Here is a 12,747-nt window from a genome sequence, read left to right as displayed (position 1 = left end):
CCGTTTCCGGGATGGCCTGGAGCATGCGCGCCAGCGGCAACGGTTCACCAATCACGCCGGTTGAAAACGGCAGAACCTGTTCCGCACCGACGCCGGCGGCCTCCGCAACTGCCCGACAGCAGGCACGGGCATCCGAGAGGCCCTGCTCACCGGTGCCCGCATTGGCGTTGCCAGTGTTGATCAGCAGATAGCGGGGCCGGCCCGCCGCCAGCGCCTGCTCAGCCACGAGCACCGGCGCCGCGCGGAACGCATTGCGGGTGAAGACGGCACCAGCGGCGCTGCCCTCAGCCAGTTCCATCAGCACCAGGTCGTCACTGCCGGATTTCTTGATGGCCGCATCCGCGGTGCCCAGGCGCACGCCCGGCACCGCGTGGAATTCAGGAAGAGGTGCGGGATTGACCGCCATAACGCTTATTCCGCCTTGCCGTGACAGTGCTTGTATTTCTTGCCGGAGCCGCAGAAGCAGGGCTCATTACGGCCGATCTTGCGGTTATCGCGAACGAACGGCTGCTGGCCAACGCCGGCACTGTCCTCATCACTGTCACCCTGGCCGTCACCACCCTCGCCATCATCCGCGCGGGCGGCGGCCTGGCCGCTGGCCTCGTCATGACGGGCCTGCGCCCGCGCCAGTTCCTGCTGCAGCTCCTCACGCCGCTTGCGCTCCATCTCATCCAGCTCTTCCTGACGCTGGACGCGCACGCGTGAGATCACCCGCACGACGTCAAACTTGATGGACTCCAGCATGTTCTGGAAGAGGTTGAACGCCTCGCGCTTGTACTCCTGCTTGGGATTGCGCTGCGCGTAACCACGCAGATGGATGCCCCGGCGCAGATGGTCCATGTTGGCCAGATGCTCCTTCCAGAGGGTATCCAGCGTCTGCAGGAACACCTGCTTCTCGAACCGGCGCATGGTCTCAGCGCCGACCACCTCTTCCTTCTCCTGATAGACACGGATGTGCTCTTCGAGGATCCGCTGGCGCAGCTTCTCCTCGTACATGCCTTCTTCCTCAAGCCAGTCGCGTACCGGCAGCTGCAGGCCCAGTTCGCTCTCAAGCTGCTGCTCCAGGCCGGGAATATCCCACTGCTCGGGCATGCTCTGGGGCGGGATGTGCTGGCTGATGACCGAGTCGACCACATCCTCGCGTACCTGCTGGATGAGCCCGGAGATGTCCTCGGATTCCATCACCTCATTGCGCTGCTCATAGACCACGCGGCGCTGGTCGTTGGCCACGTCGTCGTATTCCAGCAGCTGCTTGCGCACGTCAAAGTTGCGCCCTTCGACCTTACGCTGGGCCTTCTCAATGGAGTTGGTGACCATGCGATGCTCGATGGCCTCGCCCTTCTGCATGCCCAGTGCCTGCATCAGGTTCTTGACCCGATCCGGCGCGAAGATACGCATCAGGTCGTCCTCCAGGGAGAGGAAGAACCGGGAAGAGCCCGGATCGCCCTGGCGACCGGCACGGCCACGCAGCTGGTTGTCGATCCGGCGGGACTCATGGCGCTCGGTACCGATGATGTGCAGACCACCGGCCTCCACCACGGCATCATGGCGCCGCTGCCAGTCCTGTTTCAGGGCCTCGATATCAGCCTCGGAGGTGTTCTCGCCGAGATCGGCCAGTTCCGCGTCCAGGTTGCCACCCAGCACAATGTCGGTACCACGGCCCGCCATGTTGGTGGCAATGGTGACGGTGCCGGGCTTACCCGCCTGGGCGATGACATGGGCCTCTTTTTCGTGCTGCTTGGCGTTGAGCACGTTATGGGGGATACCCGCCTCATTCAGCAGCTTCGACATCACCTCGGAGGTGTCGATGGAGGCCGTACCCACGAGCACCGGGCGCCCGGCTGAGACCTCATCCCGGATCTCATCAATGATCGCCTGGTATTTCTCTTCCTTGGTCAGATAGATCAGGTCATTGTAGTCCGTGCGGTTGACCGGCTTGTTGGTGGGGATGCAGACCACATCCAGGCCGTAGATCTGGTTGAATTCGAACGCCTCTGTATCCGCCGTACCAGTCATGCCGGCCAGCTTGTCGTAGAGACGGAAGAAGTTCTGGAAGGTGGTCGAGGCCAGCGTCTGGCTCTCGGCCTTGATCTCGACGCCTTCCTTGGCTTCCACCGCCTGGTGGAGCCCCTCACTCCAGCGCCGGCCGGGCATGGTGCGGCCAGTATGCTCGTCCACGATGACCACCTGCCCTTCATTGATGATGTAATCCACATTGCGGTGGAACAGGTGGTGGGCCCGCAGCCCGGAGTGGATGTGATGCAGCAGGCTCAGGTTGGCCGCCGAATAGAGGCTGGAATCCTCCTCCAGCAGCCCGGCCTCGCGCAGCAGGGCTTCCACTTTCTCGTGGCCCTTCTCCGTCAGTTCCACGGAACGGGATTTCTCATCAATGGTGAAGTCGCCGTCCGGCTCCTCCTCGGCATCCTCGGAGGATTTCTCGAGGTGGGGGACCAGTTCGTTCACCCGGCGGTAGATGTCCGTGTCGCTTTCCGCCGCGCCGGAAATGATCAACGGCGTACGGGCCTCGTCGATCAGGATGGAGTCCACTTCGTCCACAATGGCGTAATGGAGCCCACGCTGGACCTTGTCCTCCAGGCTGAACGCCATATTGTCGCGCAGGTAGTCGAAGCCGAACTCGTTGTTGGTGCCGTAGATGACATCACAGGCATAGGCGGCGCGTTTGTCCTCCGAGGGCTGTCCGGAGTTGATCACGCCCACACTCAGCCCGAGGAAGTTGTACAGATGGCCCATCCAGGCCGCGTCACGCCGGGCCAGATAGTCGTTCACGGTGACCAGGTGAACACCGTTACCAGTCAGCGCGTTGAGGTAGATGGGTAGGGTCGCCACCAGCGTCTTGCCCTCACCGGTACGCATTTCCGCAATGCGCCCCTCGTGCAGAGTGATGCCCCCGATCAACTGGACATCGAAATGGCGAAGGCCGAGAACCCGGTCACTGGCCTCGCGCACCACCGCAAACGCTTCCGGCAGTATGTCCTCCAGTTCGGCGCCATTGCCGAGCTTCTCCCGGAGTTCACCGGTCTTGGCTTTGAGCGCCTCATCCGAGAGCGACCCGAGGCTCTCGCTGAACTGGTTGATCTGATCAACCAGCTTCTGCATGCGCTTGATTTCACGGGCGTTCTTACTTCCGAAAAGACGGGTGGCCAGCTGTGAGAACATAATCCTGATTCGTTTCCCTATAAGCCCTGCCTGGACGGGCGCCGCGAAAGGGACAGGGCGGAACAGATGGAGTCGGCGCTGTCGAACACAATAAGGCACTGCATTCTAACGCCAATTAACTCGGAGGGAAAAGCAGTGGCCGGGGATGGCCCGGCCAGGGGAGTCACATGAAGTCCGTGGGGTTCTTTCGGGTACCGTCCTTAACCACCTCGAAATGCACATGCGGTCCGGTGGAGCGGCCCGTTGATCCCATCAGGGCGATTTTCTGGCCCTTCTCGACGATGTCGCCTTTTTCGACCAGCAGCTTCTTGGCATGGGCATAACGGGTCTGATAACCGTCACCATGGTCGATCTCAACGATGTAACCGTAGCCCCCCTTCTTGTGGGCCTCTGTCACAACACCGGCCCCGACCGAGATGACATCCCCGCCTTCACGGCCGGCAATATCCACCCCGGTGTGCCAGGCCCGACGGCCATTGAAGGGATCGGTACGATAACCATAGGGTGATGAGGTCCACCCCCAGGTCACCGGCCTGCCGTCCACTTCACGCTGACTCTTGAGCTCGCGATTGGCAATCAAACGGTCCAGGAGTGTCAGCTGCTTCTCGCGGGAGCTCAGTCGGCTTTCAAGGGCGCTGATCTGGTGTTCAAGCGCCGTGGTGGTCTGGCTTTCGCCCGCCATTTCGGGTTCCGGTCCCCCCATCGCAGGGCGGGACTCAAAGTCGAATTCCTCGCCGGAAAGATCCGCGGACGCCATCAGGTTCTGACCCAGGGCATCCACCCGCAGGACGCGGGCCTGCAGCTCCCCTACACGCCGTGTCAGCGCTGAGATCTCGCTCTCGGCTCTGGACTCGATCCGGTCCAGTTCCGCATGGGTCTCGTCCAGCCGCTCTTTCCAGCGCTCGACCATGTGACTTTCCGCAACGGTGCCTGTGGCGCCGGACTGGACCGCCAGCTGGTAACCACCCCAGCCAGCCCCGGCCATCATCAGTGCCAGGCTGGCACCCGCTGCGAACAGCGTACTGCGCCCCGGGGAAAATACCCGGGCTCTGCCGTGATGGCGGCCTACAAAAAGTATGTTCATAGGTTCAACCGAACTCTCTGTCTTGCGACTCTGTGTTCTGAGACCCTGCAGCATCCCCGACCGGTCATTGATCGTAGGACGGATGCCGAGCATACTCCAAGTGGGAGTCTAACGGAATCTTAACTGTGAGACAGGTCGCGGAAAGGTTCCGTTACAATTTTAAGGTATTACCCCTCTGCAGGTAGCGCTGATGCCCCGGGAAAACCGTCCCTCTCACCCCCTCGACAGTGGCTCGGAAGGCCCGCTCAGCCGGCTTCTCAGACAGGCCGAACAGCACCGGCGTGTAGAAACCGTCATCCTCGAAGCACTGCCCGGTAACCTGGCCGAATGCTGCCGTTTCGGTGGCTATGCCAATGGTGAACTGACACTTCTGGTCCCAGACAGTACCCGCGCCAGCCAGGTCCGTTTCCAGCAGCGACGCATTGTCCAGAACCTGCGGCAGGATGAGCGCTTCAGTCAGGTCTGGCGTGTCCGCGCACGGGTCCAGCCCTGGCATGACCCACGCCCGCGAACGGCAAGGGAACGACCGGAAATGACGGCGGAGAATGCCGAGTTGCTCAGGGAAGTAGCGGAGGAAACGGAGGACAGCGGCCTCAGCGGGGTACTGAGACGCCTGTCCTCGCATGCCCGGAAGGGCCAGTAGCCGGATCAGCCCGTTGCGGCCAGACTCGGCTTGAAGTAGGAGATAGGGGCTTTGGCCTCATCGTCGAAGGTCACGACTTCCCACGCATCCTCTTCCGCAATGAGCTTGCGGAGAAGCTTGTTGTTCAGGTCGTGGCCCGATTTGAAGCCTCGGAACTCACCGATCAGACTGCTGCCCATCAGATAGAGGTCCCCAATAGCATCGAGCATCTTGTGACGGACGAACTCATCGTCGTAGCGCAGACCGTCCTCGTTCAGGATGCGGTAGTCATCCACCACGATGGCGTTATCCACACTGCCACCCAGAGCCAGATTCATGGAACGCAGTGCTTCGATGTCGCGCATGAAGCCAAAGGTCCGCGCCCTGCTCACTTCCTTGACGAAGGACGTGCTTGAGAAATCAACCGTGGCATTCTGGTTACGGCCTTCGAACACCGGGTGATTGAACTCAATGGTGAAGCTCACCTTGAAACCGTCGAAAGGCGTGAACGTAGCCCACTTGCCTTCTTCCTCAACGGTGATCTCACGCTTGATGCGGGTGAACTTCTTGGGCGCTTCCTGCTCGGCGATGCCAGCGGACTGCAGCAGGAACACAAAGGGCCCCGCGCTGCCGTCCATGATCGGCACTCCCGCCGCACTCAGCTCCACATAGCAGTTATCGAGCCCCAGACCGGCCATAGCCGACATCAGGTGCTCCACTGTCGCAACACGGACCCCATCCTTAACCAGGGTGGTGGAAAGCATGGTCTCGCCGACGTATTCGGCCCTCGCTTCCACCTCCACGACCGGATCCAGATCCACACGCCGGAATACGATGCCCGTATCCACCGGCGCCGGTTTCAGTGTCAGAAACACTTTCTCGCCGGAATGGAGCCCGACGCCGGTGGCTCTGATGGTGTTCTTCAGGGTGCGTTGTCTGATCATGATGTCATTGTTCCGTCATGGAAACGGCTTAAACTGGAAGCCGTAATTTTGCGCATACTGTAACAGATGGCGTGTCTGGACGCCATTTGTACAGTCTGTGGAAAACCGAGACATTGGCTTCAGTGACGCACAATGCCCCGGGATCCCCACGGCTTTCAGTCCGCCTGTCGACGCAGGAATGCCGGGATGTCGAGGTAGTCGACATTGGTATCCTGCTCACCCTGGCTGTCCTGATCCACGGCCGCATTCCCCTCGCTGGCCACTGCACGCCGGCGCAGTACCGCCGGGCGATCCAGCTGGTTGTAGTCGGTCTTGCCGTCCATGCTGCGGGTATTGTCCACCACCTTCTGCGGCGAATCCCCTTCGGCATTGAGCCCGGTTGCGACCACGGTCACCTTCAACTCGTTCTCCATTTCCGGATCGATCACCGTACCGACCACAACGGTAGCGGATTCGGAGGCGAATTCGCGCACGATGTCACCGACCTCGCTGAACTCGCCGAGGTTCAGGTCCATGCCAGCCGTGATGTTCACCAGGATGCCACGTGCGCCCTGCAGGTTGATGTCGTCCAGCAGCGGGCTGCGGATGGCACCTTCGGCCGCCTCGCGGGCACGTTCGTCACCAGTGGCCCGGGCAGTGCCCATCATGGCGTTGCCCATCTCTGACATGACCGTCTTCACGTCCGCAAAGTCGACGTTGATCATGCCGTTGCGGGTGATCAGATCGGCGATGCCCTGAACGGCACCCAACAGCACGTCGTTGGCCGAGGCGAAGGCATCCAGCAGGCTGGTGTTCTTGCCCATCACCGTCAGCAGTTTCTCATTGGGGATCGTGATCAGCGAATCCACGGTATCCTCAAGCGCCTTGAGGCCAGCATCGGCCACTTTCATGCGTTTGCCGCCCTCGAAGCCGAACGGCTTGGTGACCACAGCCACGGTCAGGATGCCCATCTCGCGGGCCACCTCGGCCACGATGGGCGCAGCCCCTGTGCCGGTGCCGCCACCCATGCCGGCAGTGATGAAAACCATGTCCGAACCCTTCAGGGCCTCGGCAATGCGGTCGCGGTCCTCCATCGCGGACTGCCGCCCGATCTCCGGGTTCGCCCCGGCGCCCAGGCCCTTGGTGATATTGCCACCCAGCTGGATCAGGGACTTGCTGTCCAGATCCTTCAGTGCCTGGGCATCCGTGTTGGCGCACAGGAACTCAACGCCCTCGACTTCGCTTGACAGCATATGGCGGACGGCGTTGCCGCCACCCCCGCCAACACCGACAACCTTGATCACTGCGCTCTGCTCTACGTTGTCTACCAGTTCAAACATTCCCCTTCTCCTTCCTTCTATCCAGCGGCTTGTGCCGCTTTATTTGGATTCATTGAAAACCGATTCAGAAATTCCCGGTGAACCACTGCTTGATCCGTGCCAGGAGTGAATCTCCCGCAGCCGGAGAGGGACCGCCCCCGCGTCCCTTCTCCGCCTGCCGGAAGCCGTACATCAGCAGCCCCGCGCCAGTGGCGTACACCGGGGTGCCGATCACATCGCTCATGCCCGTCACGCCCGACGGTATCGCCAGGCGCACGGGCGCATGAAAGATCTCTTCCGCCAGTTCGACCGCGCCTTCCATCATGGAAGAGCCGCCGGTCACCACGATTCCCGCCGGAATCAGATCCTCGAACCCGCTGCGCCGCAGCTCGGACTGGACCAGGGTGAAGAGCTCCTCATAACGGGGCTCGACCACCTCCGCCAGCGCTGCCCGGGACAGATCCCGGGGCGCACGGTCACCAACGCCGGGTACCTTAATGGTTTCCTCGGCGCCGGCCAGCTGCGTCAGGGCGCAGGCGTAACGGGTCTTGATCTCTTCGGCGTTCTGCGTGGGCGTGCGCAGTGCCATGGCGATGTCATTGGTCACCTGGTCGCCGGCAATGGGGATCACCGCCGTATGCCGGATGGCCCCACCGGTGAAGATGGCGATGTCGGTGGTGCCACCGCCGATGTCCACCATGCACACGCCCAGCTCGCGTTCGTCGTCCGTCAGCACCGAATAGCTCGATGCCAGCTGCTCCAGGATGATGTCGTCCACATCCAGGCCGCAGCGACGCACACACTTGTCGATGTTCTGGACCGCGTTCACCGCGCAGGTCACCAGGTGGACCTTGGCCTCAAGCCGCACGCCCGACATGCCCAGGGGCTCCTTGATGCCCTCCTGGTTATCGATCACGAACTCCTGGGGCAGGATGTGCAGCACCTTCTGGTCCGCCGGGATCGCCACCGCCTGGGCGGCATCAATGACCCGGTCGATATCGGCCTGGGTCACTTCGCGGTCACGGATGGCGACAATGCCATGGGAGTTCATGCTGCGGATGTGGCTCCCGGCGATACCGGCATACACGGAATGGATCCGGCAGCCGGCCATCAGCTCCGCTTCCTCAACCGCACGCTGGATCGCCTGGACAGTGGTCTCGATATTGACCACCACCCCGCGCTTGAGGCCGCGCGACGGATGCGAGCCAATGCCGGCAACCTCGATGGAACCGTCCGGATTCTGCTTGCCGACCAGCGCCACCACCTTGGAGGTGCCGATATCAAGCCCGACGATCATGTTCTCTGTGTCTGCCGATGACATAATCTGAGTCCCGTGATTCAAGAATCTCTCCAGCGCACAGCAACCCCGTTGCCATAGCGCGCATCCACCCCGGTGATATCCGCCGCCACAGGCGACAGCCGGGATTCGTAAACCGTCATGAACCGTTCAAAGCGCTCCCGAACCCGGTCCCGGCCCAGTGAGACGCTTATGCCGTTGTCCAGAAGCAGCGTCCAGGCGCCCCTGGGCTCCAGGCTGACGCTTTCAAGCCCCAGCCCCAGCGCAGCCAGCTCACCGCGGAAGGCCCGGGCCCGCTCCAGCACCTCGTCCGCACGCCCCGCCGGTCCATTGAGCCGGGGCAGGTCCAGGGCCGCCGGCGCCGCAGGCCGGAATACCGTACCCTCGCCGCTGATCAGCGCCTGCCCGTTCCACAGCGCCACGGGTTCATGCTCACGCACACTGACCGTCAGGGTGCCGGGCCATTCGCGCCCAACGGCCGCACTCTCAACCCAGGGCAGCATCTCGAGCTGGGCCTTCACCCGGGACAGGTCGGTGGCGAAATAGCTCGTCCCGATGAACGGCTCCAGATGATTCTGCAGCGCCGGCTCCGTTACCCGCGTCAGCTCGCCCTGCACCTGGACGCGGTTGAAGTCCTGATCGAGGAACTGGACCCCCTGTCCAACAGCCCAGGGCAGCATCGCGGCGGTAACCGCCACCACCAGACCGAGCAAGACCTGACTCCAGGGCACTCGCCGTACAGCACCAGCCGCCATGCGCAGCGCCAGGCGCAACGCGGAGGGATCCTCCACCATGGGACTGGCGCCACGCTGGCGCGCAGTCTTGGCGCGTGTATCCCGGATCCGCAGTGGCGACAGAAGCCCGTTCATGCCCGCACCTCCAGTGTCTGTTCCAGGATCCGGACACAGAGTTCCCGGAACCCGATGCCGGCCGCCTCAGCGGCCATAGGCACCAGGCTGTGGTCGGTCATGCCGGGAATGGTGTTCACCTCCAGAAGCCAGAAATCGCCGGCGGCGTCCTGCATCACATCCACCCGGCCCCAGCCGCAGCCATCAATGACCCGGAAGGCCTCGAGCGACAGCTCCCGGATACGCTGCTCGTGGGCGCTGTCAAGGCCACTGGGCAGCATGTAATGGGTATCGTCCGAGAGGTACTTGGCCTCGAAATCGTAGAAGGTGTGGTCGGTGGCCAGCCCGATCACCGGCAGTGCCTGGTCGCCCAGAATACTGACGGTGTACTCGCCGCCTGTTATCCATTCCTCCACCAGCACCAGGGGGTCGAGCTCGCAGGCCTGGATATAGGCCTCCTTCAGTTCGGCAACCGTCCCCACCTTGCCGATACCGATGCTCGAGCCCTCACGCGCCGGTTTGACACCGAGCGGAGCACGCAGCTCACCCAGGATGGCCTCTGCCTCCCCGACCGAGCGCATGAGCCGGAAGGCCGGCGTGGGAAGGCCGGCGCCCGCGAACGCGTACTTGGTGCGCAGCTTGTCCATCCCCAGCGCCGAGGCCAGAACCCCACTGCCGGTATAGGGGACCCCCGCCTGATCCAGTATGGCCTGGGGGGTGCCGTCCTCTCCGCCACGACCGTGAAGGGCGATGAAACACCGGTCGAACTGCCCTTCCGCGGCCAGCTTGAGAATCGCGTTACCCTGCACATCCACGGCATGGGCATCCACGCCCGCCGCCTGCAGGGCGTCGGTCACCGCCTGCCCGCTCTTGAGCGAGACACTGCGCTCCGCCGAATCGCCACCCATCAGGACCGCAACCCGGCCCAGGGCCTGTGTCTGTTCTGCACTGACGCGGAACTCATCAGTGACCGTCATGATCACCTCCGCTTCCGGTCAGTCCGTTCGACGCCAGACGCGCCGAAAGGCCCCCGATGTCGCCGGCCCCCTGGGTGATAAGCAGATCGCCGGGCTGGAGCAGGTTCTCCAGCAGATCCTCGACCCGATCCGTGTCCTCCACGAACACCGGATCCAGCTGGCCCCGCTGGCGCATGCTCCGGCACAGGCTGCGGCTGTCCGCGCCGGGGATCGGCTGCTCACCCGCCGCGTAGACATCCAGCATCAGCAGCACATCCACGCTGGAGAGCACCCGCACGAAATCGTCATAGAGATCACTGGTCCGGCTGAACCGGTGCGGCTGGTAGATCATGACCAGGCGACGACCGGGCCAGGCATCGCGCACACCCTGGATCACCGCCTCCACCTCACGTGGATGGTGCCCGTAGTCGTCCACCAGCGTGACCTCGCCCCCGGCTACCGGGTAGTCGCCGTAGACCTGGAAGCGACGCCCGACACCGGAGAAATGCTCCAGTGCCCTCAGAATATCCTCGTCCCCGACCCCCTCGTCCGTGGCCACGGCAATCGCCGCCATGGCGTTGAGGACGTTGTGCCGACCCGGCATGCGCAGGCGCACTTCCAGGTCCGAATAGCCATCGGGACGCAGCGCACGGAAACCGGTACTGAAACCGTCCGTGTTCACGTCCACCGCTCGATAGTCAGCGTCCTCGCTGAAACCGTAAGTGATCACGGCGCGCGAGATGCGTTCCGCCACTTCCCGCACCCGGGGATCATCACAGCACATGATGGCCACGCCGTAGAACGGCAGGCTGTGCAGGAACTCCACGAAGGTCTGCTTGAGCTTCTCGAAGTCACCGCCATAGGTGTGCATGTGATCCGCATCGATATTGGTGACCACGCTGATCACCGGCGTCAGATGCAGGAAAGAGGCATCGCTTTCATCGGCCTCGGCCACCAGGTAGCGCGAACGCCCCAGCTGGGCATTGGTACCGGCGCTGTTGAGCTTGCCACCGATCACGAAGGTCGGGTCCAGACCGCCCTCGCCCAGAATCGAGGCGATCAGGCTGGTTGTCGTGGTCTTGCCATGGGTACCGGCCACCGCAATGCCGTGGCGGTAACGCATGATCTCGGCCAGCATCTCCGCACGGGGTACCACAGGTACGCGGTTTTCCCGGGCCGTAACGACCTCCGGGTTGGATTCATCCACGGCACTGGAGACCACAACCACGTCCGCATCGGCACTGTTCTCCCCGCGGTGCCCGATGGCCACACGGATCCCAAGCTCTCCCAGGTGACGGGTCACGGCACTTTCACGGATATCGGAGCCGGTCACCTCATAGCCCTGGTTGTAGAGCACTTCCGCGATCCCGCTCATACCGGAACCGCCGATACCCACAAAGTGGATCCCGCGGATACGCCGCATCTCGGGCACGTCATGGACCATGGGGCTGGTATTACGCTCGGCCATGAGCCGCCTCCAGACAGTAATTGACAACACGTTCGGTGGCGTCCGGGACCGCCAGCTCGCGGGCCCGCTCCGCCATGGTGCGCAGCGCGTCCCGATCGTCATCGAGACGCTGGATTTCCCGCGCCAGACCCGCCGCATCCAGCTGGGACTGGGGCATCAGAAGGGCTGCACCTGCGTCGCTGAGATGGCGCGCGTTGACCGTCTGATGATCATCCACCGCATGCGGGAAAGGCACCAGCACGGACCCCACGCCTATACAGGCGAGCTCCGCCAGTGTCAGGGCGCCCGCCCGGCAGACCACCAGGTCGGCCCAGCCGTAGGCTTCCGCCATATCCCCGATAAAGGGCACCACGTCCGCCGACAGACCCGCGTCCGCATAGGCCTTGCGGGTGCTGTCCAGGTGATCCCGGCCGCACTGATGGCGGACTTCCGGCTGTTCACCGGTTGCCAGCGACGCCAGCGCCTCCGGCACCACTTCATTGATGGCGCGGGCACCACGGCTTCCCCCCAGGACCAGGAGCTTAAGCCGTTGCCCGCGCCCGATACGTTCAGCCGGGGCCGGAAGCCCCGTCAGGTCCTGGCGCACCGGGTTGCCCGTGCAGCGGGTCACGGTTCTGCTGCCATAGGCACCGGGAAACGCCTCCAAGGTGACTTCGGCCAGGTGGGAGAGCCACTGGTTGGTCATACCGGCAACCGCATTCTGTTCATGGATCACCAACGGCCGGCGCAGCAGCCAGGCCGCCAGACCACCCGGTCCGGCCGCGAAACCGCCCATACCCAGAACGCAGTCCGGGCGGAAGCGGCGGATCACCGCAACCGCCTGCCACAGCGCCCGCACCAGTTTCACTGGTGCCGCCAGACGCGTGAGGCCACCCTTGCCCCGCAGACCGGAGACCTCGATCAGGTACAGGGGGATGTCCCTGCCACCAATCAGATCGGCTTCCATGCCGCCACTGGAGCCGAGCCAGGCGACTTCATGGCCCTTTTCCCGGAGAGCTTCCGCAGTGGCCAGTGCCGGGAAAACGTGCCCGCCGGTACCGCCTGCCATGATCA

At 63.2% G+C, this 12,747-nt stretch carries 11 protein-coding genes; 1 reads left to right on the top strand and 10 read right to left on the bottom strand.

Annotated features, from left to right (window positions below; genetic code table 11):
- The 3 genes from QZ501_RS12515 to QZ501_RS12505 form a co-directional block, all read right to left on the bottom strand.
- Positions 1-406: bifunctional ornithine acetyltransferase/N-acetylglutamate synthase (locus tag QZ501_RS12515; RefSeq protein ID WP_295719910.1), on the bottom strand; the 406-nt coding region annotated here is incomplete at its 3' end.
- A gap of 5 nt (positions 407-411) precedes the next feature.
- Positions 412-3,177, bottom strand: coding sequence for a preprotein translocase subunit SecA (secA, locus tag QZ501_RS12510; RefSeq protein WP_295719908.1), 2,766 nt, complete (start codon positions 3,175-3,177; stop codon positions 412-414).
- A gap of 163 nt (positions 3,178-3,340) precedes the next feature.
- Positions 3,341-4,261, bottom strand: coding sequence for a M23 family metallopeptidase (locus tag QZ501_RS12505; RefSeq protein ID WP_151440828.1), 921 nt, complete (start codon positions 4,259-4,261; stop codon positions 3,341-3,343).
- A gap of 190 nt (positions 4,262-4,451) precedes the next feature.
- Between QZ501_RS12505 and QZ501_RS12500 the strand changes: the two genes are divergently transcribed.
- Positions 4,452-4,904 carry a DciA family protein gene (locus tag QZ501_RS12500; protein WP_151440827.1) on the top strand — a complete coding sequence of 151 codons (453 nt, stop codon included), beginning with the start codon at positions 4,452-4,454 and terminating at the stop codon, positions 4,902-4,904.
- Positions 4,905-4,909: 5 nt separating this feature from the next.
- Here QZ501_RS12500 and lpxC read toward each other — a convergent pair whose 3' ends face one another.
- The 7 genes from lpxC to murG all read right to left on the bottom strand — a co-directional run bounded on the left by lpxC (position 4,910) and on the right by murG (position 12,745).
- Positions 4,910-5,827 carry a UDP-3-O-acyl-N-acetylglucosamine deacetylase gene (gene lpxC, locus QZ501_RS12495; protein WP_295719904.1) on the bottom strand — a complete coding sequence of 306 codons (918 nt, stop codon included), beginning with the start codon at positions 5,825-5,827 and terminating at the stop codon, positions 4,910-4,912.
- 155 nt (positions 5,828-5,982) lie between these two features.
- On the bottom strand, positions 5,983-7,146 hold the full coding sequence (gene ftsZ, locus QZ501_RS12490) for a cell division protein FtsZ (RefSeq protein WP_095618004.1): 1,164 nt from the start codon (positions 7,144-7,146) through the stop codon (positions 5,983-5,985).
- 64 nt (positions 7,147-7,210) lie between these two features.
- Entirely contained in the window at positions 7,211-8,446 is a 1,236-nt protein-coding gene (ftsA, locus tag QZ501_RS12485; protein WP_077528658.1) for a cell division protein FtsA, read from the bottom strand.
- 17 nt (positions 8,447-8,463) lie between these two features.
- Positions 8,464-9,291: a cell division protein FtsQ/DivIB gene (locus QZ501_RS12480; RefSeq protein ID WP_295719900.1), complete on the bottom strand. Its 828-nt coding sequence runs from the start codon at positions 9,289-9,291 to the stop codon at positions 8,464-8,466.
- Positions 9,288-10,247 (bottom strand): D-alanine--D-alanine ligase, encoded by a 960-nt coding sequence (locus QZ501_RS12475; RefSeq protein WP_160898672.1) that lies wholly within the window; start codon positions 10,245-10,247, stop codon positions 9,288-9,290. The genes QZ501_RS12480 and QZ501_RS12475 overlap by 4 nt, the downstream gene beginning before the upstream one ends.
- Positions 10,234-11,694: a UDP-N-acetylmuramate--L-alanine ligase gene (murC, locus tag QZ501_RS12470; protein ID WP_151440824.1), complete on the bottom strand. Its 1,461-nt coding sequence runs from the start codon at positions 11,692-11,694 to the stop codon at positions 10,234-10,236. Before murC ends, QZ501_RS12475 begins: the two co-directional genes overlap by 14 nt.
- Complete coding sequence (murG, locus tag QZ501_RS12465) at positions 11,681-12,745, bottom strand: undecaprenyldiphospho-muramoylpentapeptide beta-N-acetylglucosaminyltransferase (protein WP_295719895.1); 1,065 nt, start codon at positions 12,743-12,745, stop codon at positions 11,681-11,683. The genes murC and murG overlap by 14 nt, the downstream gene beginning before the upstream one ends.
- Positions 12,746-12,747: the final 2 nt, after the last annotated feature.

Source organism: uncultured Halovibrio sp. (assembly GCF_913056445.1).
Lineage (GTDB): Bacteria > Pseudomonadota > Gammaproteobacteria > Pseudomonadales > Oleiphilaceae > Halospina > Halospina utahensis_B.
This window is presented reverse-complemented; position numbering and strand designations above follow the sequence as displayed.